General features: G+C 36.8%; 19 protein-coding genes. 11 read left to right on the top strand and 8 right to left on the bottom strand.

Annotated elements, in window-relative coordinates:
* Nucleotides 1–66 precede the first annotated feature (66 nt).
* On the top strand, nt 67–906 hold the full coding sequence (locus tag WH188_RS08985) for an AraC family transcriptional regulator (RefSeq protein ID WP_132770380.1): 840 nt from the start codon (nt 67–69) through the stop codon (nt 904–906).
* A gap of 120 nt (nt 907–1,026) precedes the next feature.
* Here WH188_RS08985 and WH188_RS08980 read toward each other — a convergent pair whose 3' ends face one another.
* Nucleotides 1,027–1,179 carry a lmo0937 family membrane protein gene (locus tag WH188_RS08980; RefSeq protein ID WP_108158845.1) on the bottom strand — a complete coding sequence of 51 codons (153 nt, stop codon included), beginning with the start codon at nt 1,177–1,179 and terminating at the stop codon, nt 1,027–1,029.
* Between the two features lie 320 nt (nt 1,180–1,499).
* Here WH188_RS08980 and WH188_RS08975 point away from each other — a divergent pair, with 320 nt between their 5' ends.
* Nucleotides 1,500–3,143: a DUF3472 domain-containing protein gene (locus tag WH188_RS08975; protein WP_168127328.1), complete on the top strand. Its 1,644-nt coding sequence runs from the start codon at nt 1,500–1,502 to the stop codon at nt 3,141–3,143.
* 209 nt (nt 3,144–3,352) lie between these two features.
* On the opposite strand, the gene WH188_RS08970 is transcribed toward WH188_RS08975, so the two are convergent.
* Together WH188_RS08970 and WH188_RS08965 are read right to left on the bottom strand one after the other, a co-directional pair.
* The gene (locus tag WH188_RS08970) at nt 3,353–5,425 is read right to left on the bottom strand and encodes an endonuclease/exonuclease/phosphatase family protein (RefSeq protein WP_168127327.1); all 2,073 of its coding nucleotides are present in this window, start codon (nt 5,423–5,425) and stop codon (nt 3,353–3,355) included.
* Nucleotides 5,426–5,806: 381 nt separating this feature from the next.
* The gene (locus tag WH188_RS08965; RefSeq protein WP_168127326.1) at nt 5,807–6,469 is read right to left on the bottom strand and encodes a metal-dependent transcriptional regulator; all 663 of its coding nucleotides are present in this window, start codon (nt 6,467–6,469) and stop codon (nt 5,807–5,809) included.
* A 109-nt stretch (nt 6,470–6,578) separates the two neighbouring features.
* On the opposite strand from WH188_RS08965, the gene WH188_RS08960 reads away from it, so the two are divergent.
* The gene (locus WH188_RS08960; protein WP_168127325.1) at nt 6,579–8,864 is read left to right on the top strand and encodes a TonB-dependent receptor; all 2,286 of its coding nucleotides are present in this window, start codon (nt 6,579–6,581) and stop codon (nt 8,862–8,864) included.
* 105 nt (nt 8,865–8,969) lie between these two features.
* Here WH188_RS08960 and atpB read toward each other — a convergent pair whose 3' ends face one another.
* The 4 genes from atpB to WH188_RS08940 form a co-directional block, all read right to left on the bottom strand.
* Complete coding sequence (atpB, locus tag WH188_RS08955; RefSeq protein WP_132770388.1) at nt 8,970–10,031, bottom strand: F0F1 ATP synthase subunit A; 1,062 nt, start codon at nt 10,029–10,031, stop codon at nt 8,970–8,972.
* Nucleotides 10,032–10,100: 69 nt separating this feature from the next.
* Complete coding sequence (locus tag WH188_RS08950) at nt 10,101–11,081, bottom strand: deoxyhypusine synthase family protein (RefSeq protein ID WP_132770389.1); 981 nt, start codon at nt 11,079–11,081, stop codon at nt 10,101–10,103.
* 253 nt (nt 11,082–11,334) lie between these two features.
* Nucleotides 11,335–11,895, bottom strand: coding sequence for a Crp/Fnr family transcriptional regulator (locus WH188_RS08945; protein WP_132770391.1), 561 nt, complete (start codon nt 11,893–11,895; stop codon nt 11,335–11,337).
* A gap of 159 nt (nt 11,896–12,054) precedes the next feature.
* Nucleotides 12,055–13,209: a 2-isopropylmalate synthase gene (locus WH188_RS08940; protein WP_132770393.1), complete on the bottom strand. Its 1,155-nt coding sequence runs from the start codon at nt 13,207–13,209 to the stop codon at nt 12,055–12,057.
* A gap of 75 nt (nt 13,210–13,284) precedes the next feature.
* Here WH188_RS08940 and WH188_RS08935 point away from each other — a divergent pair, with 75 nt between their 5' ends.
* The 5 genes from WH188_RS08935 (at nt 13,285) to WH188_RS08915 (ending at nt 18,270) form a co-directional block, all read left to right on the top strand.
* Complete coding sequence (locus WH188_RS08935) at nt 13,285–14,073, top strand: helix-turn-helix domain-containing protein (RefSeq protein WP_132770394.1); 789 nt, start codon at nt 13,285–13,287, stop codon at nt 14,071–14,073.
* Between the two features lie 242 nt (nt 14,074–14,315).
* Nucleotides 14,316–14,879 carry an AraC family transcriptional regulator gene (locus tag WH188_RS08930; RefSeq protein ID WP_132770396.1) on the top strand — a complete coding sequence of 188 codons (564 nt, stop codon included), beginning with the start codon at nt 14,316–14,318 and terminating at the stop codon, nt 14,877–14,879.
* Nucleotides 14,880–14,964: 85 nt separating this feature from the next.
* Nucleotides 14,965–17,379, top strand: coding sequence for a heavy metal translocating P-type ATPase (locus WH188_RS08925; RefSeq protein ID WP_132770398.1), 2,415 nt, complete (start codon nt 14,965–14,967; stop codon nt 17,377–17,379).
* Nucleotides 17,380–17,422: 43 nt separating this feature from the next.
* Complete coding sequence (locus WH188_RS08920) at nt 17,423–17,803, top strand: hypothetical protein (protein ID WP_132770399.1); 381 nt, start codon at nt 17,423–17,425, stop codon at nt 17,801–17,803.
* Nucleotides 17,804–18,024: 221 nt separating this feature from the next.
* Entirely contained in the window at nt 18,025–18,270 is a 246-nt protein-coding gene (locus tag WH188_RS08915) for a heavy-metal-associated domain-containing protein (protein ID WP_168127324.1), read from the top strand.
* 148 nt (nt 18,271–18,418) lie between these two features.
* On the opposite strand, the gene WH188_RS08910 is transcribed toward WH188_RS08915, so the two are convergent.
* Nucleotides 18,419–18,685, bottom strand: a complete 267-nt coding sequence (locus WH188_RS08910) for a transposase (RefSeq protein WP_132841837.1) — start codon at nt 18,683–18,685, stop codon at nt 18,419–18,421.
* 224 nt (nt 18,686–18,909) lie between these two features.
* On the opposite strand from WH188_RS08910, the gene WH188_RS08905 reads away from it, so the two are divergent.
* From WH188_RS08905 to WH188_RS08895, 3 genes are all read left to right on the top strand, one after another.
* On the top strand, nt 18,910–19,494 hold the full coding sequence (locus WH188_RS08905) for a helix-turn-helix domain-containing protein (protein ID WP_021191689.1): 585 nt from the start codon (nt 18,910–18,912) through the stop codon (nt 19,492–19,494).
* A 265-nt stretch (nt 19,495–19,759) separates the two neighbouring features.
* Nucleotides 19,760–20,830, top strand: coding sequence for an efflux RND transporter periplasmic adaptor subunit (locus WH188_RS08900; protein ID WP_168127323.1), 1,071 nt, complete (start codon nt 19,760–19,762; stop codon nt 20,828–20,830).
* A 21-nt stretch (nt 20,831–20,851) separates the two neighbouring features.
* Nucleotides 20,852–23,953, top strand: coding sequence for an efflux RND transporter permease subunit (locus WH188_RS08895; RefSeq protein ID WP_132770404.1), 3,102 nt, complete (start codon nt 20,852–20,854; stop codon nt 23,951–23,953).
* Nucleotides 23,954–23,995: the final 42 nt, after the last annotated feature.

The following is a 23,995-nucleotide window of genomic DNA, read 5'->3' as shown; positions in this document are numbered from 1 at the left end:
TGAGTATTGGAAGAGATGTATCACGAAGTTTAACAAAGAGAAGTACTACATAAAGCAGCCTCGCATATGACCAAACTCAAGCAATTTGATGCGTTGAAATTATTTGACTTTGAGGAATCCAACTTCCACCTAACCGTTCATGGACAGAACTACTATGAGCTGGTATATATTTATAAAGGGTCGGGAATTCATGAGATCAACAACAACAGCTTAGCCTATAACGCAGGAGATCTCTTTGTAATATCACCTGAAGATGAACATAATTTCAAAATTGAAAAAAGGACAAGGGTAATAGCAATCAAATTCACTGACGATTATTTCAGTAATAGCAATCATTGGACGCAACAGAATCAAACACTAAATAAGCCTATTGCGATCATGAATAATAAAATATTGAAAGAAATAAAACTAGAATTCAATCCAGAGATAAGGAAAATATTAAGGAATACAATAGATAATATCTTACTTTATAATAGTGTTGGATCACTTTCCACATCTCCACTTGTTTTCCATCAGATTCTTTCCATATTCGGGATAATCATAGAAACGATGACAAAAATGTTATTATTTGGAATAAATAATTTCCCGGCAAAGGAACTTCTTGTTTCTTATATTCACCAACATATTTATGAACCAAAGCAAATACAAATTAAACAAATTGCAGCCCACTTTAATATTGCACCTACTTACTTCAGCACCTATTTTAAAAGAAACTTCGACATGGGTTATCGCGACTATCTAACAGCATATAAAATAACATTGATCGATAAACGATTAGCGTCAGGACTTTTTACTTTCAGACAGATTGCTGACGAATTTGGATTCAACGACGAAAGTCATTTCTCTCATTTCTATAAAAATAGCAAAGGCGTCAGTCCATCTGCTTATTCCAGATCAAAAAAGTAGGAATTAGATTACGCATTTGCAACTTATTCAGATCCTGTATAATAAAAAAGAGACTTTTAAAAAGTCTCTTTTCAACCTACCCTCTTGAAATATCCTGAATGTTTATCAGTAAGTTAAAGTTTATGCATTTCCTCTAATAACGCGCAACAATACTACAATAATTGCAATGACTAATAAAGCGTGGATAATACCGCCACTGTAGAAACCTCCTAAAAAACTGATCGCCCAGATAATGACTAAAATGACTGCGATTATATATAATAAATTTCCCATAATATATGTTATTTTAATGTTTTTAATATTTAGCAACTTAATAATATAACAATAGTAACCGAGCATAAGTTTGTTTGTCTAAACAAAAAACTGATGATTTTTTTTTAATCATTTAAACAGCGTTCCGAATAAAACTGAAAATCAACATCTTAAACAACTCACTATCTGTCCCACATTCTTTTATTACACTAAAAATTGCGCAATCGATTTCATTAAAATCAGCTGCTAATTATACAAAGAAAACTTCCTACCTTAATACCATTGCGTCAAGAATACGCAATAATAACCCATTATAAACAGATCCTTTTATAAGAAAATTAATGATTCACAGCGTATTTCTCGCTGCATTGAGCACAATAGCGTGTTCAAAGGAAATTGTAAAATCGGGATTAGAAAAGCCTTCAAATCTAATCTCACAGAGTGACAAAGATTTACTTAACCTCACATTGACAGGTAGTAATGCAGCTCCTTCACAACATCTTGTTTACAATTTCACTTCTGATGCAATATTGAAAATGAGCAAAATAAAGATCACAAATACGGCAAAAACGGAATACTTTTCTGTCCTAAATTATAACGGCGGTTATATGGGACTTCAAGATACACCAGACCTGCGCTATGGCACTTCCAATATTATGCTCGCATCACTGTGGGACAAAAATACTGCAACAAATAATTTAGCGTTTTACTCTTATCTCGATAGCAAAACAATTGCCAGCCGATTTGGTGGTGAAGGCGATGGGCAAAAGACATTAAATCCTTATAATTGGACGCTCAACACTTGGTATAATATGGTCATTCGTTCCTGGAAGGAAAATGGAAAAATATATATTGCCAATTTCGTTCAAGATTTATCTACAGGAAAATGGTTGCATACCTCTACAATTGGCCGTGAAGCAAGCGCAGGATATCTGGGGTCAGGTACTGGAACATTTTTAGAAAATTGGGTCGGAGATAATCCAAATTATGATGGTAGATTTCACCGTAAAGCATTTCTTAAAGACAATTGGAATTTAAGTATCAATAACGTTTGGGAAAAATCAAGTAGCCGATATTTCTCTGCCAATGACAATGATTCAGTACGTAATGGTCAATTTGATCGCGCCTTTAATGTCAAATACAACAGTACAGAAGACGCATATTTCATGGAACACGGTGGTTCCACCACGCCAGATCCAGCCTTTGGTACAGGGCGGGTACTAAATTTACCAGCACAGGCAGGTCAAGGTAATGCACCGGAATTAACGACCATAGAAAACAGCTATAGTACTGTACGTTACCACAACAACAAGCTGATTGTATCCTGGGGAATAAATGAAAACAAATCACCGCAGCTTAGTTATAAACTTGAGCTTTTAAATGCTTCAGGGTCTGTAATACAAACGCAGGAGAAAATTAAACCCGAAAAAAGAGTGGACACGTTATCAAGCAGTTTAACATCAGGAAATTATACAGTCCGCATAACATTAACAGATATTTTTAATCAACAAGCAGCCTCAAAATTAATTCCGCTCACCATTTTCAGTGCGAATGATACCTACAAAATAAAAAATGTAAGCAGCGGTAAATACCTCACTGTTCGCGATAATAGTACCGCTAATGCAGCTCAGATCGTACAGTATAGCAATAGCATAAGTGATTCACAAAAATGGAAAATCGTTGCCGGAAGCGCTGGGTATGCTTTAGTAAACGTTGCTAGTTCCAAATCTATCGATATTCCAGGAAGTATAGATGACATCAACACAGGATTAATTCAATATACCAATTCGACAAACCAAAATCAACAATGGACCATCAATTTTCTGGAAAGCAATAATACAGTTTACATTAAAACCATTCTCAGCAAAGGATACATCATCGACAATCCCGGAAGTAGCACGAGTGATAATACACAACTTGTATTATACAGTATCAATAATAATATTGGGACTAATAATCAAAAATGGGTTCTAGAAAAGCAATAAATTAAAATCTCCAGTAGTAGATCCAATTCTGGTACTACTGGAGATACCTTGAGAAAATCAAATCGCAGATTGATTATTTTTTTTCAAAAACTTTTACTTTTTTGCGCGATACACTGTTCCCGAATTTTGGTTTCAGAACAATTAGTAAAGTATAGATCAAATAAACAATTGCTAATAACTTTAATTCTTCATGAAAGTACGATCGAGATCTATTTATTAATATTTTTACCTAACGTAGTTTCAAAAATCGTCATCACAGCAGCATGATCAGAAGCCCAAACGTCATCAATTTCCGGACTTGTCCTAATGATTTTTGATGAGATCGCCTGAATAGCCCCCTTATAGTAAATAAAATCTATTCTGGCATCAGGCATTTGACCATATATAGGTGCAAAAGTTCCGCCCTGATTACCTAATTCGTCAGGATTAATTTCACGAAAAGAATCCTTAAAACCGTTTTCTATCATAAACTTCGATGTCGGAAATGGTACAGCACCATAACCAAAATGCAGATCTTTAGTTTTCTCTGTCCAGTCCAGGTGACTATAAGAATTGAAATCTCCGCCTATTATAATAGGTTGATCTACAGATTCAACATAAGGATCAACATCCTTTTCTAATAAATTTCTCACATCCACCAAAGAAAGTATAGCGTCTTCTGCAACCCAGGTTTTAGGTTCCATACCAAAGTTTTGATAACCACTTGTATATTCAGGTCGATACGCATATCTAAGCCAGCAGCCATTCACTATAATATCACGTCCATTAGGTAGTTTGATCGTTGCAGGATTAGATTTAAACGGTTCACTTGATTGGATCTTCTTGATAGGATATCTACTGAACAATGCCAGATTGTCCTTTGAAGATTTGGTTTGTAAATAAAATCCCAAAGTTTTTGCGATCGTATCCTGTGCACCATACCCTTCCTGCATGGTAATAATATCCGCATTAGAAGTTTGGATCAAATCAATAATGCGTTCTCGGCCTTTATCTTTACCCAAATGCACTCCACCATGCCAGATATTCCATTGTAGCACTTTAACAAAATTATTCTTGTCTTTAGGAGTAACAAACTGTTTCACCTTTGATTCCTCGATCTCAGGTTTATATTTTTTTCCAGACAAAACGAAATGAGTAATGAGCGCACCCAGTTGATGCCCGACTTCCGCTTTATCTTGAACAGCAGCACTGACGAGAAAATAATTAACACCTGGTTTTAAGTAAAATTTATCCTTTACATCCTTATTCCTAAAAATCATCTTCCCTTCGAGATGCTGTGTACCATCGAAAATAGGCTGTTTAATATTCGATTTAGGATACTGCCCCGTATAATACAATTTTATACCATTGAGATCTTTCAAAGAAGAGTTTTGCGTGAGATCAAGCTTAATTTCGTCCAAGCTAAGCGCTTTTTGATCACCCTGTACCACAATCCTCAATTTTAACAGCTGGCCATCTACAGTACCTTGTTCTAAATCCCACTCATTCTGTACAACGACCGCATTAAACAATTGCTGTTTCTTATTAAAATTCTGAAAAGAAACATTGGTATTTTCTACCGTATATGCCATCGGAAGCTGGCCATAATAGTCACTGCGTCCATTTCTCAAGTGATAAGATAGATGTCCCTTTCCTACCCAGTTTACCGATACCACATCTTTAAAATCATCAAATGTATAATAGCCTACGAGGGCAGAAAACTGGGGATGAGTTCTTTCAACAGATCTATTTTTCCACTTATTGATTACGTTGATAGGAACAGCTTTTGACCAAATTCTAACCTCATCAATCAATCCACCAAAACTTTGTTTTTTCTCGTGGAGACCAATAGCACCCGGTAAAATGGCAACCACTGTGTCTTTACGAGCCACTTCTTTACCATCTAAGTATAAAAAAGTAGACTTCCCATTACAGGAAGCCGCTACATGATGCCAATTATCATCCAATTTCTCTGGAGCAGTAATCCCTGCGCCATTACTATGCAAATAACCATTTTTAACCACTAACGGCATATTATCACAACTATTTAGATCGCTATACTCACCGCCACCAAAGATAGCTTCATACTCCTTCCATATACGATCATCTCCTTTTATCCATGCTTCTATCGTCCATTCATTCCGTAAAACACCCATACCCGTTCTTACATCATTATCATGACCATCTAAACGCAATGCTAGGTTATGGAAAGATTTTTGAGGATAATTTTTAGGTTTTTGTACAGCAAATGAGCACAGGCAAACGATAAGGAGAAAAGATAATAGTTGATATCTTAGGTACATAATTATTGGTTTGAAGTATAACAAAAATGAGCCAAACTTAATTGTCGTCCCTTTTTCATGTGCCATTCATAGGAAAAGCGCATAAAAAACGATAACAATAAATAAGTCAACCTTATTTTTGTATTTCAAATATATAATAATATGCGCAAAAGCCAAGTTGCAAGCCAGATCATCAAGAAGTGTGGTCCACTAGTCCAAACGTCATTAGACTACCGAATCAAACGTTTGCTTATAAAAAAACAGCTCAATGAGCTGTTCCAAAATTGATTTTTAGTACTTAAAATGTTACAAGAAATACGAGAAATACACTTCATCTTGTAGCATTAGAAACTACAATTCTATTCCTATGCTTATTTCCTATATTTATAAATATAGATTAACCTATTTACTGATATGTTCTACGAGCAATTTTTCACACACCATACTACTTAAAACCTCGGTTCCATCACCCGAGTAACTAACAGACATGCTCTTATCAAATAATTCAACAGATTTTATGGTAATCACAGACCCAAGAATCAATTGACGGCTATTTAAAAATTTAAGCAATTCTTCCGAAGAAGGTCTAACAGCCATAAATTTTACGACATCTCCACTTTTACAATCGCTCAATTTAATAAACTCTTTTAATTTTAATTTACCATTTACATCTGGTATGGGAGAACCATGAGGATCCACTTCAGGAAAACCTAAAATTTCATCCATTTTCTCAAAAAATGCTGGAGATTTTATATGTTCAATTTGTTCCGCAATATCATGTACCTCTTCCCAGCCAAAACCCATTTTCTCCACAAGATACATCTCGGTAAGACGATGCTTCCGAATAATCAATGATGCCTCTTTCTTGCCCTTTTCCGTAAGCTTTAATGGTTTATAACTCTCATAAATAACAAAATCCTTTTCACTGAGGCGTTTCATCATACCATTAACGGTAGGCATTTTTATATCCAGCAGTTTACTTAATTCATTTACGCTGGCTTCACCTTTTGTGCTCGTCAAAGCAAATAATGCTTTCAGATAATTTTCTTCAGTCTGTGATATCATTATAACAAAACTACTAATTATTAGCACAATCTAACAATATTGTTATAAATAATTTGTTAGTTCATGCAAACTTTATAGATTTGCATGACTAACAAATAATATTTACATAATGAACATTAACATTTTTTTAATAACAGGAGTCCTCATTTTGATGAGTTTGACTCTTTCTGCCCAAACTGCACGTCTAAAAGGTAAAATAACAGATAGCGAAGGAGAACCTATTGAATGGGCCACAGTAAGCATTCCCCTATTAGGTCTTGCCACAAAAGCAGACAGCACAGGAAATTATGAATTGCAAAATATCCCTGTAGGTTCGCATCAGATCAAAGTAAGTTTCATTGGTTTTGCGACAAAGCTTTTAACGTTAACAATAGCAGATACAAAACTTCAAGTAAGAGATGTAGCATTGACCTCGATCAGCAATCGCTTAAATAGTGTCGTCGTAACCGGTACCCGCACGGCGCGCAAAAGGTCTGAAAGTCCTGTAGCAGTCAATATCCTAGATAGTAGAACATTCAATATTACACAATCCAACACCTTAGCCGACGGATTATGTTTTCAGCCCGGTTTACGTATGGAAACAGACTGTCAGACCTGCAATTATTCTCAATTGCGGATGAATGGATTAGGAGGTTCTTATTCACAGGTTTTAATTAATAGTCGGCCCGTATTTAGTTCATTGATGAGTTTATATGGATTAGAACAGATACCTGCCAACATGATTGATCGTGTTGAAATTGTCAGGGGGGGTGGATCAGTCTTATATGGTTCATCAGCTATAGCCGGAACAGTCAATATTCTGACCAAGCAAGCCCAAAAAAGCTCCTTTACACTTTCAAATAACAGTTCATTAATGGGCAACAAAACCTGGGATCATTTTTTCAATGCCAATCTAACAGCAGTCAATGAAGAGCAAAATGCGGGAGTTTCTTTCTTTGCATCTCACCGCAACCGTAATTCTTACGATGCAAATGGCGATGGTTTTTCCGAAATGCCTATGTTACAAAACAACTCCTTTGGTTTCAATTCATTTTTTAAGTTATCTCCTCAGGATAAACTAGAAATAAATGGTTGGAGTATCAACGAAGAAAGAAAAGGTGGAAATAAATTGGATCTGCAAGCCGACAAAGCCGACCAGTCCGAATATCGGTTACATAATATCTTAGTAGGAGGTTTCAATTATGAACATCAGGCAAAAGATAAAGAAAGCTCATTTAGCGTTTATGGCGCTGCTCAAAACACAAAAAGAACACATTATACAGGTATAGATCAGATCGATGCCTGGGGGCATACAAAAAATCACTCCATTCAAAGCGGAGTCCAATACAACTACATCAGCTCTGATTTTCTGAATGGAAAAAACACCTTCACCACCGGAATTGAAAATCAATATGAATATACTTTCGATGAAATTAAGGCATATGATTATCTCATTGATCAGCATGTAAATCTATTAGGTGCTTTTTTACAAAGTGACTGGGAAGTAACCCGAAAATTAACCGTGCTATCAGGACTACGGTTAAATAAATCCAATCGTATAGATAAACTTGTACTGACCCCTAGGTTAAGTGCATTATATAAATTGGGTAGTGAAACCCAGCTTCGCACATCCTACGCGAGAGGATTTAAAGCACCGCAAGCATTAGAAACCGACATGCATATGGCTTTTGCCGGAGGTGGAGTTTCCGTCATTAGAACAGATGACAACTTGATCGCAGAAACGTCCAATAGCTTTAACGTTTCATTAGATTTCAATAGAGCAAGCGAACATTTTATCTACGGTTTCACGGTAGATGGCTTTTTCACACGACTGTATAATACTTTTGTTTTAGAAGAAATCGGTACCGATCAAAATAACAATCAGCAACTCTTACGAAAAAATGGATCCAGCTCATCCGTAAGAGGAATCACAGCTGAAGGAAGATTCAATTATGATCAGAAAATACAGCTTGAGACGGGTTTAACATTCCAAAAATCAACCTATGATGAAGCTGTATCTTGGTCTTCTACTATTTCAGGAACAAGAAAATATCTGCGTTCGCCCGATCTTTACGGTTATTATACACTCAGTTTTTGGCCCCAGAATCGCTTCAATGCCGTTTTATCAGGAGTTTTGACTGGTCCGATGAAAGTACCTCATTTTGCAGGTGCCCCAGGCATTGATCAGGATGTCCTTAACACCTCACCCACATTTTTAGAAAATAACATCAAATTATCCTATCGATTTACCTTAAAACAAATTAAGCAGGATCTTCAATTCAATATCGGTATTCAGAATATGTTCAATCAATATCAGAAAGATTTTGATATCGGTAAAAATAGAGACAGTAATTATATTTATGGTCCTAGTCGACCAAGAACTTTTTTTATCGGATTGAAATTTGGACTGATGTAAACCTGTCCTTATTAAAAACAACTTCGTACCGCTCCTTTGTTATGAGCGGTACGAAGTTGTTAGGAAAAAAAATATGTCTAAGCTGAAGTTAGCCCCCGTCAAGAATTAATGATGCTCATCCTCTTGCACCGCCAGTCCAATAAAAAGAGAGGAAAGCATTGTAAAGATATAAGCTTGTAAAAATGCCGCCAATAACTTGATAATAAACAAAAAGGACGTCAGTAAAAGTGAAACAACAATACTTCCCCCCAATGTCAATTGATTATTCAATAAGTAAATAATTGCAATAAGCCCCATAATAACAGTGTGACCAGCTACATTATTGGCGAACAGTCGGATCATTAAGGAGAAAGCTTTGGTAAAAATTCCGATAACCTCAATCGGCATCAATGCGATACGAAAAGGAATTGGAACACCTGGCATCCAGAAAATATGCTTCCAATAACTCCTAGATGCCTTCATATTGGTAATGATTAAAGTAAATAAAGCCAAACATAATGTCACCGTAATATTTCCAGTAACATTAAAACCTAAAGGAGTTAACCCAATCAGATTTAAAATCCATATTAAAAAGAAAACAGAAAGAAGATAAGGCAAAAACTCCTGATATCTAGAGCCGATATTAGGCTTAGCCATTTCATCGCGCACATAGATAATAAGAGGCTCTAACACTCGTCCAAATCCCTGTGGCAACTTATTTTTCCGGTATGATCTTGCCAATGCTATAAACATAAAAAACATTAAACCAGCAGTCAAAATCAAACCAACAACATTTTTTGTCATAGACAAATCGATCGGTTTTACAAATTTATTAGCTTCAACTAGCTTATCGCCATTCCCATCAGTTCGATAAATTTTATTATGATCTATACGATAAAACTTATCCCCGATCTTGACAGGACCATCCGTATGGATAAACCTAGATGATGAAAATATGTTAATACCCTCATCTATTAATATCACTGGCAAAGGAAATCCATAAGTGAGGTTATTCTCTTCGTCTTTAAACAACGAAAAATAATAGTCATCCTCCAGATGGTGCTGTATGAAGCGATCTATATTTTCCTTTTGAGAACTCTTTGCATCCGAAGCATTCCCCTTTGATACAGACACAAACAGTGTGAAAAGAAACAAACAGAACCATCTCAGATTTTTGATATCATGCATTATTCAATTATTAAAAATTTTAGATTTATGGTGTGCATCACGAGATGCACACCATAATGAAGAAATATGTTATCGATTTAAAAGATAGGCAAAGATCAAAGGAGCAACTATTGTTGCATCGGACTCAATAACATAACTAGGAGTATCCACGTCCAGTTTACCCCAGGTTATTTTTTCATTCGGGATACATCCGGAATACGAACCAAACGAAGTAGTTGAATCTGTGATCTGACAATAATATCGCCACTTTTTAATATTTTCCATTTCAAGATCCTGCTCCAGCATTGGCGCTACACACATCGCAAAGTCGCCCGCAATTCCACCTCCAATTTGAAAGAAACCGATACCTTGATCAATAGCATGCTTCGCATAGTAGTCAGCTAACCAGACCATATATTCAATACCGCTCTTAACCGTTGATGATTTTAATTCATTTTTTATAACATAGGAAGCAAAGATATTTCCCATAGTCGAATCCTCCCATCCTGGGACCACAATCGGTAGATTCTTTTCCGCTGCGGCAAGCATCCAGGAGTTTTTAGGATCAATTTCATATACATCCTTAAGAACACCACTTAATAAAAGTTTATACATATACTCATGCGGAAAAAATCTTTCACCAGCTTGCTCAGCATCTTTCCAGATTTTCTCAATATGAACCTGTATTTTCCGGAATGCCTCCTCTTCCGGTATACAAGTATCCGTCACGCGGTTATATTTACTTTTAAGAAGATCTAACTCATCTTGAGGAGTTAAGTCCCTATAATTTGGAATTCTTTTATAATGCGAGTGTGCAACCAAATTCATAATATCTTCCTCGAGGTTAGCACCCGTACAGCTTATGATCGCGATTTTATCCTGTCGAATCATTTCTGCCAATGAAATTCCCAGCTCAGCAGTACTCATTGCTCCGGCTAATGAAACCAACATTTTACCCCCCTGCTCCAAATGAGCTTCATAACCTTTCGCTGCGTCAACCAGACTCGCCGCATTAAAATGTAAAAAATTAGCTTCAAGAAACTGCCTAACCGATCCTATCGTTTTTTCCATATCTGAATTTTGTTTATTTAGCAAATCATATTTAATATGGGTGTAAAATTGATAAATCAAAAACAGATAAAAATTTACATATGTTAAATAATACCTACATACAAATAAGTTCTTTCTTAATGAATCCAGCAGTACCAGACCTCCGAACTAAAATAACAAAAAGGTTTTCAGCCAATTGGATGAAAACCCTTTTATAATTACTCCTTGCAGCAAATAAAACGTTCATTATTAAATGCGTTATAATAATATTGCCCTAACTTTTTTTTCTGATCCTACTTAGCGTAACTTGCGTTATCCCCAGGTAAGAGGCCAAATATTTCAATTGTATCCGACGCAATAAACTCGGATTTTTACTCACCAACAACTCATACCTTTCTTTTGCAGATTGTATCTCCCGGGATATCAATTTATTTTCAACTTTTATCAATTCCTTTTCAGCAAGTTTTCGACCCCAATTAGAAATGTAAATATCTTCGTTAAATAAATGTTTTACTGCTTTTATCTCAAGTTCATAAAGTTGACAAGGTTCCATTAATTCTATAAATTCATAACTCCTTTCATTTTCAGCATAGCTTTTCATGGAAAGAATAGTTTCACCTTCCTCACCGAACCAAAAAGTACGTTGTAAACCTTCATGCTCAGCATAAGCTCGAACAATTCCCTTTTTGATAAAATATATCGACTTTTCGATTTTATTAGCTTTAATAATAATATGCCCCTTTGGAAAATGAACTTCTCGAATTAATAGCAGCAACTTCGAAATCGATTCTTCAGGCAATGGATAAATTTCCACTAATATCTTCTTAAGATCCATACTTACTCATTTATAATCAATTCAATTTTATACATCTATTGTAATCAACCTATCATGCGGAGTACAAAATTGACCAAAAGCATTGATTATAAATTTTACATATGTTAAAAAATGATCCTATCATATGCTATGAAGAATCAGGAAATTCAATGCGTCAGCTTATCCCTTATTAATATCACGACATAAATCCACTAGATCAGCATCAGTTACAATAGATTTAGTATCCGCTAACCGCAAAAAACAGTCATAATACAACTCAAATTCCTTTTCTACAAATTGTATATCTAGCGTTTGCATCCTATTTTTCAATGCAGCTCTACCGCTTCGGGCTGTCAGTATAAGATCCGGTAACTCGAAACCGATCATCGCAGGATCGATTATTTCATAATTGCTTCTGTCCTTCAGTACACCATCTTGATGAATTCCCGAAGAATGCGCAAATGCATTTCTCCCAACAATAGCCTTATTCGCCTGAACATCATTCGACATAGCCCTCTCGACCATTTTACTCAACTTACTAATATAGATCGGATTCACAGTCGTATACACTGGTAGATCTTTGATCATAAGCGTCATAATGATTTCCTCCAAAGCGGCATTTCCAGCTCTTTCACCAACACCATTTACAGTGCCTTCCGCTTGGCTAGCGCCAGCCAGCAGACCTGCGATCGTATTTGCAGTTGCCATTCCCAGATCATTATGGCAATGGACAGAGATTTTAGCTTTATGAATATTCGGAACAGTGTCAATCACAAATTTTATCTTTTCATAATATTCAAATGGTGTGCAAAATCCATTTGTATCTGGTAAATTAACAACCTTTGCTCCCGCATCAATTACATTTTCAACCATTTTTGCTAAGAATAAATTATCAGCTCTACCAGCATCCTCAGCAAAAAATTGCACCTCTTCAATTTTTTTTGACGCATACCTCACCATTTTAAATGCTACGGCTAAAATTTCATCTCTGGTACTATTAAATTTATTTTTAATATGAATATCCGAAGTCCCGATACCAAGTTGCACACGAGGGCACACTGCATTTTTGAGGGCATCAACCGCAATGTCAATATCCAGTTCACGAGCTCTTGCCAATGCGCACACTTTAGCATTTTTAATTAATTTTGAAACTTCCTGTACGGCTTTAAAATCGGCAGGAGAACTCACAGGGAAACCGGCTTCTATAATATCAACACCGAGAAATTCAAGCTGTTCGGCTATTTCCAGTTTTGATTGAAGAGTCAGCAAGCACCCAGGTCCCTGCTCGCCATCGCGAAGAGTTGTATCGAAAATATCTATTTTTTTCTTATTCATCCTATTTCTTTTTCCCAAAAATAAAGACAGATTTTATTTTGTTATATTTGAAAATAGAGCAATACTTATCTAATTATGCCAAAAGCTTATATATCAACACTAGATTGTACAAAAGTTATTGAAGATGGAAATATTGAGATCCGGTATTTTGGTCAATTTAATACCGAGATACATGATCATGAAAAAGCACAGCTGATCTCCCCCGAAATGAGCGCCGTATATCTCTACTCGGAAAAGGGAAGTTTTTGTATCCCTGCCCGCCACTACGCTTATGTTGACGCACATATCAAACATAAATTAATATCAAGATCGCCCAATTTAAAACTCAAGACGATCTTTCTTGATTTGAATAAGGAACACTACCCTATTGCACATTGGGGAAATATCGCTATTTTCTCTCCATCAAACTTACTTGATAATCTTCTAGCCTTTGGCGTTCAACATTGGTCCGATAAAGAAATGAAAGAAGTTGGGTTAGCGTCTTTAAAAAAAATGTTATCATATATATTAGTCAGCCCCCTAAAACTTCATGCACAACCACCAAAATCCGAGTCACTCCTAAAAGTTGTTGAATATATTACGCAATCAATCAGTGAACAGATTACAATAACATCCTTATCCAAACACGTAAATATTCCCGAGCGGACATTGTCAAGACAATTTAAAAAAGAAACAGATATAACCATTTTTCAGTTTATAAAATTAAGCCGTATGCAGCTCGCATTAGAATTATTAGAAGATCAATCACTGCATATTAGTGAAATTGTTTACAGAATCGGTTACGACAGTATTCCGACTTTTTCAAACCTATTCAAAGAATTAATAGGAATCAGCCCTCAGAAATATCGGCAAACCTTCCTCTAACTCTAAAAACTTATCCTAGAAAGACAGAATACCCCTAACCGATTCTTATCAAAGAGGAAGTTTAACGAACAATGCATATGTCGATTAGGGGTCGCAGTATGATACCCATTAATCCTTTATAAACAACAAGCATATGCAATTAGGAATAGCGTCAAATTTTTAAAAAATTGATGACCTATAAATATTAATTGTACATTTACCTGTTCGATTTCATACATTATTTTAGCATATAAAGAAAAGATATGGCAACACTATATATAAAAAACATGGTATGCGACCGCTGTATCATGGTGGTACAGAGTGAATTAAAAAAACTTGACATTCAGACAGAAAATGTGACCCTTGGAAAAGTGGCTTTGAAGCAAGAATTATCGGACGATCAAATTAAAATGCTGAATGAAAATCTATTAGCAAGAGGATTTGAAGTCATTGACGATAAAAAAAGTCAAATCATTGAGGGTATCAAAAACGTTATTATTGAGTTGGTACATTACCAAGACAGTGAAACAAAAAATAACCTATCCGATATTTTGAGCAATAAGTTACAACATGATTATAATTATCTTTCAAACCTATTCTCAGAAGTTGAAAGCACGACGATCGAAAAATACTTTATTGCCCAAAAGATTGAAAAAGTCAAAGAACTGTTAGGATACGACGAATTGTCTTTAAGCGAAATTGCTGACAGCCTTAACTATTCCAGTGTTGCATACTTAAGCAACCAGTTCAAAAAAGTAACAGGGCTTACACCAAGTCAGTTCAAGCAGATCAAAGAAGACAAAAGAACACCGTTGGACGAGGTGTAAATCTTACAACTCTTTTCCATTAAAGTGCAATACCCAAAACCTTAATTGTTCTCAACTTTGTATCATAAAATAAAAGATACAAAATATGGCAACGAATAATAGGCAACCAATATTCCTTCCTTTAGAAGATGTAGACAGCGAACATTGTGCTTTGATTATAGATAAAGGATTAGCACAGGTCAAAGGTATTGAAAGCCACAAAGTAGAGCTAAACAATCGACGTGCAACGATAACGGTCAATGATACCGATACCGTGACGGCGGCTGTTAAAGCCATCCAGGATTTAGGTTATGGCGTTACTACTGTAAAACAATCCTTTCCTGTCCTTAATATGACCTGTGCGTCTTGTGCCATCAGTGCAGAAAGCGGTGTTAAATATGCTGACGGCGTCGTCAATGCAGCTGTCAATTTTGCTACAGCAAGACTATCCGTAGAGTATCTTCCCAATATGACCAACCCATTAGCGCTCCAAAAAGCAGTGCAGTCCATCGGATTCGATTTACTCATTGAAGACGAAGCCAAAGAACAGGAGACGTTAGAGGCAATACATGAAAAGAAATTCCGTACACTAAAAAATAAAACCATTTGGGCGATCCTACTTTCACTTCCTGTAGTGACTATCGGTATGTTTTTTATGGATATGCCCTATGGCAATGAAATCATGTGGTTTTTTGCCACACCAGTTGTCCTATGGTTAGGTAAAGATTTTTATATCAATGCATGGAAACAAGCAAAACACCGTTCGGCCAATATGGACACCCTAGTAGCCTTAAGCACAGGTATAGCCTATATATTCAGTGTATTCAATATGATTGCACCCGACTTCTGGCATGCAAGAGGATTACACGCACACGTTTACTTTGAAGCTGCTGCCGTGGTCATCGCATTTATTCTCTTAGGAAAACTACTTGAAGAAAAAGCGAAAGGAAACACCTCGTCGGCTATAAAAAAACTGATGGGATTACAACCTAAAACAGTGATGGTGATACAATCTGACGGTACTGAGAAACAAACAGCAATTGAAGATGTAAATGCAGGCGATGTTATATTAGTAAAGCCGGGAGAAAAAATTGCTGTAGACGGTATAGTAAAATCAGGTAATTCGTATGTGGATGAAAGCATGCTAAGTGGAGAACCTGTTCCTGTGTTGAAAATCGAAAATGAGAAAGTATTTGCAGGAACCATCAATCAGAAGGGAAGTTTCCAATTTACCGCGGTCAAAGTTGGTAAGGAAACAATGCTTGCTCAAATCATCAGAATGGTTCAGGATGCACAAGGAAGCAAAGCTCCTGTACAAAAACTTGTCGATAAAATCGCAGGTATCTTCGTTCCCGTAGTTATTGGCATTGCGCTTATCACTTTTGTGTTATGGATTGTATTAGGTGGAGAAAGCGGTTTAGTACAGGGTCTTCTGGCTGCAGTAACAGTATTAGTGATTGCATGTCCATGTGCTTTGGGATTAGCTACACCTACCGCAATTATGGTCGGTGTTGGTAAGGGAGCAGAAAATGGAATTTTGATTAAAGATGCTGAAAGTCTTGAATTAGCAAAAAAAGTAAATGCGATTGTTTTAGATAAAACTGGAACCATCACTGAAGGAAAACCACAGGTTACCGGTATCAAATGGTTAAATGAGGATGAAACAGTAAAGCAGATTTTATTCAGTTTAGAAAAACAGTCTGAACACCCTTTAGCTGAAGCAGTCGTTAAACATATGGCAGGTACAGCTCCCGTTTCACTAAGCACATTTGAAAGTATAACAGGCAAAGGTGCAAAAGCAGGTTACAATAATGAAAATTATTGGGCAGGTAATAGAAAATTACTCCTTGAAAACAACATCATAATTGCAGATGAACTGCGGCTTCAGGCCGATAAATGGAGTGAACAATCTAAAACGGTCATCTGGTTTGCAGATAGTACACAAGCATTGGCAGTGTTAGCAATCTCAGATAAAATTAAAGAAACCTCTATTGCAGCTATTAAACAATTGCAACGGATGGGTATCGAATTGTATATGCTCACAGGAGATAATGAAGCAACCGCAAAAGCCATCGCACAGCAGACCGGTATAGCGAACTACAAGGCCGAAGTACTACCGCAACATAAAGCTGATTTTGTAAAAAAACTACAACAAGAAGGTAAAACAGTAGCAATGGTAGGCGATGGTATTAATGACAGTACCGCACTAGCTACGGCAGATGTCAGTATTGCCATGGGTAAGGGAAGTGATATAGCAATGGATGTCGCCAAAATGACTATTATTTCATCCGACTTGTCAAAAATCTCACAGGCTATACGTCTTTCGAAACAGACTGTAGCAACAATTAAGCAAAACCTGTTCTGGGCATTTATCTATAATCTTATCGGCATTCCCATTGCTGCAGGAATTCTTTTTCCGATCAATGGTTTCTTGCTCAATCCCATGTTTGCTGGAGCAGCAATGGCCCTAAGCAGTGTAAGTGTGGTAAGCAATAGCTTGCGGTTAAAATGGAAAAAATAACCCAATAAGAGCTAGAAGATGATAAACTATTAATCGTAACAATATGAAAATAAACAAATTTATAATAGCGATACTGACCTTGGCAATTGCATTTTTATCAGCTTGTGCCAGCGATAACACAAGTGCAAAAAAAGGACATGATCATCAAGATGGAGATACTCCCAATCATACGGAAGTTGCTCAGAATAATGGGGCAACAAAAAGAGTAAACAAGTACGAAAATGAACTCGGTCACGCACTTGATAAAAATGGTAATTTTATTACAGGTTGTCCATCACATAAGGAGATGATCGGTATAGAAGGAGACCAATGTCCGAAATGCGGCTATATGACCATGCTTCCTATTACATGGTCTTTGGAAGGGATCGATACGATAAGAGTAACGAATCTTCCCGGCTACACACCTATTGCAAAAAAACAGTAACTATAATTTCGACTTTAAATAAAAAGCACAATATTTAAATCGGCGGTTCCATCATTAAGGGCCGCCTTTTCTATTGAACCACCTTCATCAATTACAGAGAACAGTCTCGACTTCGACACAATACACCATTCCATCAGTAAATATCGCAAATCAAATAGGAAAAAGTGTAATATAGGATTCAATAACTATCCGGTAATTTGCTATATCAAAATTAGTTAAAAATGAAAAAAATAGAATTGAGTATACCAGACATGCAGAGTGCTCATTGCCAAACAAGAGTGAACAGTGCTGTGCAAGGTATCGCAGGCATTACAATCGAAAAAATTGAAAGTGGCAAGTTGTTCATCAACTATGAAGATGACAATGAAAAAAAGGAGGTAATTGAAACGATTGAAAAAGCGGGTTATAAAGTCGCTGATAACATCACACAAGACTCAAATTGCGCAACAGGTTGTTGTGGCAATTAAAAGATTTTAAATCTCAGGGATACCTTAAAACACAATAAAGTATCCCTGAAATTATGTTTAGATTATAGCTGATTAATAATAACACCCTGTTTACACCTACTTTATTGAACACTTTTTCCCGACAGATACTACTTATCGGATATTTCATTTAGAAATCCTCTTTTAATACATCTTTCAGTTTACGATATTGCAAACTTAAATCAGCATACATCGTTTTCAACCTATAATTTTCGTCATGTAGATCTATAAACTCTTTCAAGATATCTGTCCCTAAGTCCTTATATTTTTTCTTCAGTTCAAAAATATTTGTCCCTGATACACCATATTTAGCAAACAGCTCCGAACCACTTTTTCCTGATTCATAATCTTTAAGCACATTTAAAATTTGATCTTCCGTATTTTGTCTATTTTTCATTTTTTTTGCGTTTTTACTTCATACAAAAATCTGCATGATTGATCGTAAATTATTGCTGCTTTTACTTGTTTAGTTTGTAATTTTTAATGCTAATAAATTTGTCGATTATTTTCATGATTCTTAAAATTTCATAAAATAAACAAGAAATAACGTAATATTTTATTACTGATAAAAACGCAATTTTGATCACATAACACAATCAATATTAAACATTTATTTTATCCATGAAACTATTAATCAAAGGAATGGTGTGCGATAGGTGCATATACATTCTGTCAGAAGAATTACCAAAGCTTGGTCTGGAGATTTCCGACATACGCTTAGGTGAAGTAATTCTAAAAGTAAGGGATAAAATCCTTGAAGAGCAAGTTATCAAAACCATGTTGCAGAAGTATGGTTTTGATTTACTATATAACAAAGATCAGAGACTCATCTCGCAGATTAAAAGCGCTGTAGAAAAAGGCATTCAAAAACAATTAGACACTGGCGAACGCATTAAATTCTCAACACTTATCCGCGACGAATTACGTAAAGATTATGATTCATTAAGTGCACTATTCTCATCCTCAGAAGGATGGACACTTGAAAAATTCATTATCTCAAGGAAGATAGAGAAAGTAAAAGAACTGTTATTTTATACACAACTCTCCTTATCTGAAATTGCCTATAGTCTAGGGTACAGTAGTCCTGCACACCTGTCAAACCAGTTGAAGAAATACACAGGTTTTACATCTTCCCATTATAAAAGAATGAAACGCAATAAACTAGCAATTATAGAAGAGCAATCAAAAAATAAAAACCAAGTTTAGAAAACTGCTAAAGAAAATTAGCGGTAATAGACCGCATTAATTAATTCAAATATTTATTCGAACTCCTGTTTATATACATAAACAGGAGTTCCTATTTTTTGCCAAGATGTTAAGCGATTCCACTCACGCCATTCAGCAAAAAACGATATAAAACATCAAAATAAATATCATAACTCTTATCTGTAATTCTGTAAAAGTACGGTCGCATTTGTATCTAATTTTGGCAATGAAATTTAATCGATTGTTAAAAATAAAACATCAAAACATGTTATACAAATACACAATACAAAGATTAGGAATTTTAATTCCCATACTAAGCATCTTACTTGTTTCTTGTGAAAATAAACAAGAAAAAACGTCAGAAAAAGCACCAACACCATCCGCAGATGCCAGTAAATTACCCGTAGATATCATCATCGCACAGGAAGAGCAACTCGATCAAAAAGAAGCCGTCGTCGGCACCATGATGCCTTATCGAGAAGTTTCCATAGTTGGCGAGCTCCCTCAGAAGATTACTCAGGTATCTTTTAAAGACGGTAGTTATATCAGTCAAGGAACCGTACTTTACAAACTCAATGATGCCGATATCAGATCCCGTTTGAAACAAGTAGGTGCCGAATTGAATCTCGCTAAATTGAATAAAGAAAGACTTGGCAATCTATTAAAAACCGAAACCGTAAAACCGCAAGAATATGATGAGGCCGTTATGCGATTCGAATCTTTAAACGCACTAGAACAGCTGCTTCGAGTAGATTTAGAAAAGACCATAATCCGGGCGCCATTCTCCGGGAAAATTGGTATTTCAAAAGTACATCTCGGAGCCTATGTATCTCCCGGAGAGACACTCGTGACCTTACAGGATCAAAGCGCTATTAAGATCAACTTCTCTGTCCCAGAAAAATACTTACCATTAATAAAGACAGGAAGCAAAATTAAGTTTACATCCGAATTATCCGATACCGAATATTTCGCTACAATAACAGCTACAGAACCAGGGCTTGAAGCACAAAGCAGAAGCTTACAGGTACAAGCAATAACAAATAATGCTGACGGACAATTCCGGGCAGGTCTATCGGCTAAAGTGTACTTCCAAGTAAATAATCAAGGTGCAAAAGGAATAACAGTTCCAACTGAGGCTTTAGCACCAGGTGAAAAAGGCTATGCTGTTTTTGTTATCAAAAATGGGGTTGCAAAACCAATGGCAGTCACCGTAAGTAACAGAACAGAAAAGGACGCAATCATAACGTCTGGTATCATGCCAAACGACAGCATCATTGTTTCCAATATGCTGCGCTTAGGAGACGGTACCCCTGTAAAAGCAGTCCTGTCAAATTAATTAATTTCAAATCTTAGCTTCATGAGTATATCAGATTTAAGTATAAAAAAACCCGTCTTGGCCGGGGTATTTTCTCTCCTTATCGTCATATTAGGAATAATAGGATGGAAACAATTAGGTATCCGCGAATTCCCGTTAACAGAACCACCCGTCATTACGGTCATTACCTTCTATCCTGGTGCAAGTCCAGATGTAATTGCATCTAAACTGACCAGACCGATGGAAGAATCCATTGCCGAATCAAGTGGCATACGGACCATATCATCCGAATCGCGAGAACAGGTAAGTGTTATTTCCATCGAATTTAATCGGGAAATTGACATTGAGGATGCGCTGAACGATGTTAGAGACAAAGTCTCCAAATCTCGTAAACAGCTCCCGAGCGATGTCGATCCACCAATCGTACAAAAGGCATCATCACCAGACAATCTGGTGGCATTCCTGGAAGTGGAAAGCGACACCAAAAATATAAAAGAAGTAAGTCACCTTGCTTCTACGACTATCAAAGATAGAATGCAGTCTATCCCTGGTATTAATAATGTAGCCATCGTAGGCGAGCATAAGTATGCTATGCGATTGCGCTTTGAACCAGCAAAACTTGCGGCATATCAACTTACTCCTGCCGATATAAGACAAGCATTACTCCGCGAGAATATTGACTTGCCGGCAGGTCGAATCGAAGGAAACAACAGTGAGCTTAGCATCCGGACGATGGGACGCCTAACTTCTGTAAAAGATTTTGAAGAAATGCTCATTAAGCAAGTTGACAATACCATCATAAGATTAAAAGATATTGGATCAGCCGAATTAGGAGAAGAGAATGAACGTACAGCCATCATCAACGAAACAGGAAATCTGAACCGTATCGGTGTCGGTGTTGCTATTCAGATACAACGTGGAGCAAATGCCATAGAAGTAGTCGATGAGTTTTACAGAAGGTTAGATCAATTAAGAAAAGAAGTTCCTTCAGAATATCGTTTGATCGTAGGGTTCGACTATACGCGCTCCGTACGCGAATCCATTAAAGAGGTCGAAGAAACGTTATTCATAGCATTCGGACTCGTGGTCTTGATTATCTTTCTATTCCTGAGAGACTGGAGATCTACTATTATTCCCGTTCTTGCCATTCCGGTATCCATTCTTTCCGGATTTTTCATTATGTATATTGCCGGTTTCACGATCAATATCTTGACACTTCTTGGATTGGTACTTGCCATTGGACTGGTCGTAGATGATGCGATTGTCGTGTTAGAAAATATTTATAAAAAAATTGAAGAGGGTATGTCCCCTATTCAGGCGGCATTTAAAGGTACAAGAGAGATTTATTTTGCGGTTATTTCCACGACAATTACGTTAGCAGCCGTATTTTTACCCATTATTTTTATGGGTGGAATCAGTGGACAACTTTTCAAAGAATTTGCCATTGTCGTATCAGGATCAGTATTGGTCTCAGCATTTGTAGCGCTTACACTGACCCCTATGCTAAGTGCATACTTTTTGAAGAAAAAAGAAAAACCGAGTTGGTTCTATCGCGTCACCGAACCCTTTTTCGTTAGTCTAAACAATGGCTACGCATATTTACTGATTGCATTTATGCGCGTTCGATGGTTAGCTTGGGTCTTCTTAACTGGCACTACCCTGCTTATTTATGCTATAGGTAAGCAACTTCCTTCAGAACTAGCTCCGGTAGAAGATCGTTCCAACATGAACCTCATCGCTATAGCTCCTGAAGGTGTCTCTTTTGATTATATGAAAAAACACATGACCGAAGTTGGAAAGTATGTAAATGACTCGACCGAGGGATTGTACCAAACCTACTCCATGGTCGCTATTTCATTCATTCCGGCCCCAGCACCGGTCAACGTAGCTGTGCAGAGTATCTATCTTAAAGATCCAAAGGAAAGAAAATCCAGCATTCAGGATCTATATAACCAATATGGAGCAGCTGCGGGTAAATTTAGAGGCTTTCTGCTCTTCCCTTATTTACCTCCAACAATCGGAACCCGTTATGGTGGTGGTATGCCTATTCAATATGTTCTTCAGGCTCCGAACTTAGATAGTCTGACTACCGTGCTTCCAAAATTCCTGGCTGCTGCACGCCAAAGTAAAAAACTGCTATTCATTGACGCTGATCTTAAGATCAACAAACCTGAGGTGAAAGTAAATATCGATCGTGCAAAAGCTTCTATGATGGGCGTATCCATCGAAGAAATAGCCCATACCTTACAACTCTCGTTCTCAGGACAGCGTTACGGATATTTCTTACGTAACGACCGTCAGTACGAAGTGATCGGACAATTAGACCGCCAGTACAGAAATGATAAAAGCGACCTGAATACGATTTATGTCCGTTCAACTTCAGGACAGATGATTCCACTTAATAACCTGATAACAATGGAAGAAGCCGTTAGTCCGGCGGCCATTTATCGCTATGATCAGTATACATCAGCAACTGTATCTGCGGCAACAGCGCCAGGAGTAAGTCTCGCAGAAGGTATACAGGAAATCGAAAAAATAAAAAAAGAAGTACTGGGCGAAACATTCAAAAGTTCACTTGCCGGTCAGTCCAGAGATTATACCGAAAGTCAAGGCAATATCACCTTTACGCTCATCCTGGCACTCGTACTTATTTATATGATTCTGGCAGCACAATTTGGAAGCATGCGCGATCCACTTACCATTATGCTTACCGTACCCATGGCAATTGCTGGAGCAGTGCTTAGTCTTTACTGGTATGAGCAGAGTTTAAATGTATTTAGCCAGATCGGGATTATCACATTAGTAGGACTGATTACTAAGAACGGAATTCTGATCGTTGAATTTGCCAACCACCTCAAGGAAACAGGCCTTTCGAAATACGATGCTGCGATTCAAGCTGCAGAGCAGCGTTTTAGACCGATCCTTATGACGTCTCTTGCCATGATATTTGGTGCATTACCCATTGCACTGACAGCCAATAGCCGCCAGTCATTAGGAATCGTGATTGCCGGAGGACTTGTCTTTTCAGGTATCCTCACCCTATTTATCATTCCGGCAGTTTACTCGTATTTATCAAGTAAGAAAACTCCAAAAGCTGTTGTTGAGGAACCAACTGAAGAGCGCGCTATCGAAATACAACATTAAGTTAAACTGAAACAGATCATGAGCATACCCACACAAAAAAAA

This window comes from Sphingobacterium sp. MYb388 (assembly GCF_037479535.1).
Lineage (GTDB): Bacteria > Bacteroidota > Bacteroidia > Sphingobacteriales > Sphingobacteriaceae > Sphingobacterium > Sphingobacterium anhuiense.
Note: the sequence above shows the minus strand (reverse complement) of the source record. Positions and strands in the feature narration are given on the sequence as shown.

Bases quoted from the DNA above. Each gene is read 5' to 3' on its own strand.
- WH188_RS08985 (WP_132770380.1), top strand. From the start codon at position 67: ATGACCAAACTCAAGCAATTTGATGCGTTGAAATTATTTGACTTTGAG.
- WH188_RS08980 (WP_108158845.1), bottom strand. From the start codon at position 1,179: ATGGGAAATTTATTATATATAATCGCAGTCATTTTAGTCATTATCTGG.
- WH188_RS08975 (WP_168127328.1), top strand. From the start codon at position 1,500: ATGATTCACAGCGTATTTCTCGCTGCATTGAGCACAATAGCGTGTTCA.
- WH188_RS08970 (WP_168127327.1), bottom strand. From the start codon at position 5,425: ATGTACCTAAGATATCAACTATTATCTTTTCTCCTTATCGTTTGCCTG.
- WH188_RS08965 (WP_168127326.1), bottom strand. From the start codon at position 6,469: ATGATATCACAGACTGAAGAAAATTATCTGAAAGCATTATTTGCTTTG.
- WH188_RS08960 (WP_168127325.1), top strand. From the start codon at position 6,579: ATGAACATTAACATTTTTTTAATAACAGGAGTCCTCATTTTGATGAGT.
- atpB (WP_132770388.1), bottom strand. From the start codon at position 10,031: ATGCATGATATCAAAAATCTGAGATGGTTCTGTTTGTTTCTTTTCACA.
- WH188_RS08950 (WP_132770389.1), bottom strand. From the start codon at position 11,081: ATGGAAAAAACGATAGGATCGGTTAGGCAGTTTCTTGAAGCTAATTTT.
- WH188_RS08945 (WP_132770391.1), bottom strand. From the start codon at position 11,895: ATGGATCTTAAGAAGATATTAGTGGAAATTTATCCATTGCCTGAAGAA.
- WH188_RS08940 (WP_132770393.1), bottom strand. From the start codon at position 13,209: ATGAATAAGAAAAAAATAGATATTTTCGATACAACTCTTCGCGATGGC.
- WH188_RS08935 (WP_132770394.1), top strand. From the start codon at position 13,285: ATGCCAAAAGCTTATATATCAACACTAGATTGTACAAAAGTTATTGAA.
- WH188_RS08930 (WP_132770396.1), top strand. From the start codon at position 14,316: ATGGCAACACTATATATAAAAAACATGGTATGCGACCGCTGTATCATG.
- WH188_RS08925 (WP_132770398.1), top strand. From the start codon at position 14,965: ATGGCAACGAATAATAGGCAACCAATATTCCTTCCTTTAGAAGATGTA.
- WH188_RS08920 (WP_132770399.1), top strand. From the start codon at position 17,423: ATGAAAATAAACAAATTTATAATAGCGATACTGACCTTGGCAATTGCA.
- WH188_RS08915 (WP_168127324.1), top strand. From the start codon at position 18,025: ATGAAAAAAATAGAATTGAGTATACCAGACATGCAGAGTGCTCATTGC.
- WH188_RS08910 (WP_132841837.1), bottom strand. From the start codon at position 18,685: ATGAAAAATAGACAAAATACGGAAGATCAAATTTTAAATGTGCTTAAA.
- WH188_RS08905 (WP_021191689.1), top strand. From the start codon at position 18,910: ATGAAACTATTAATCAAAGGAATGGTGTGCGATAGGTGCATATACATT.
- WH188_RS08900 (WP_168127323.1), top strand. From the start codon at position 19,760: ATGTTATACAAATACACAATACAAAGATTAGGAATTTTAATTCCCATA.
- WH188_RS08895 (WP_132770404.1), top strand. From the start codon at position 20,852: ATGAGTATATCAGATTTAAGTATAAAAAAACCCGTCTTGGCCGGGGTA.